This window comes from Mesorhizobium sp. M1A.T.Ca.IN.004.03.1.1, from assembly GCF_003997555.1.
Classification (GTDB): domain Bacteria; phylum Pseudomonadota; class Alphaproteobacteria; order Rhizobiales; family Rhizobiaceae; genus Mesorhizobium.
On the sequence record NZ_RZTV01001227.1, the window covers coordinates 1 to 229 of the forward strand.

Consider the following 229-nt stretch of genomic DNA (forward strand, 5'->3'; position numbering starts at 1 on the left):
CCGTAGGCTCGGAGGGTGGAACCGCTGCTGATCGTCCTGCTCTTCGCCAACGCCGCCTTCAACGCGGTCGTGTGGCCCCGGTTCTACCCGCGGATCGCGAAGGATCCCCGCGCCCGGGATGCCGCCGGCAAGCCCACGGCGTTCCTCGTGGTGCACACGGTGCTGATCGCCATCGCCCTGGTGCTGGCGCTCGCATCGGTGATCGCCGCGATCGCGGCCCTGGTCTCCT

Annotated in this window: 1 protein-coding gene; it reads left to right on the top strand. The window is 70.3% G+C overall.

From position 1 onward, the window contains the following. Positions 1-15 precede the first annotated feature (15 nt). On the top strand, positions 16-229 hold a 214-nt coding region (locus EOD29_RS35605; RefSeq protein WP_127248949.1), incomplete at its 3' end, for a hypothetical protein.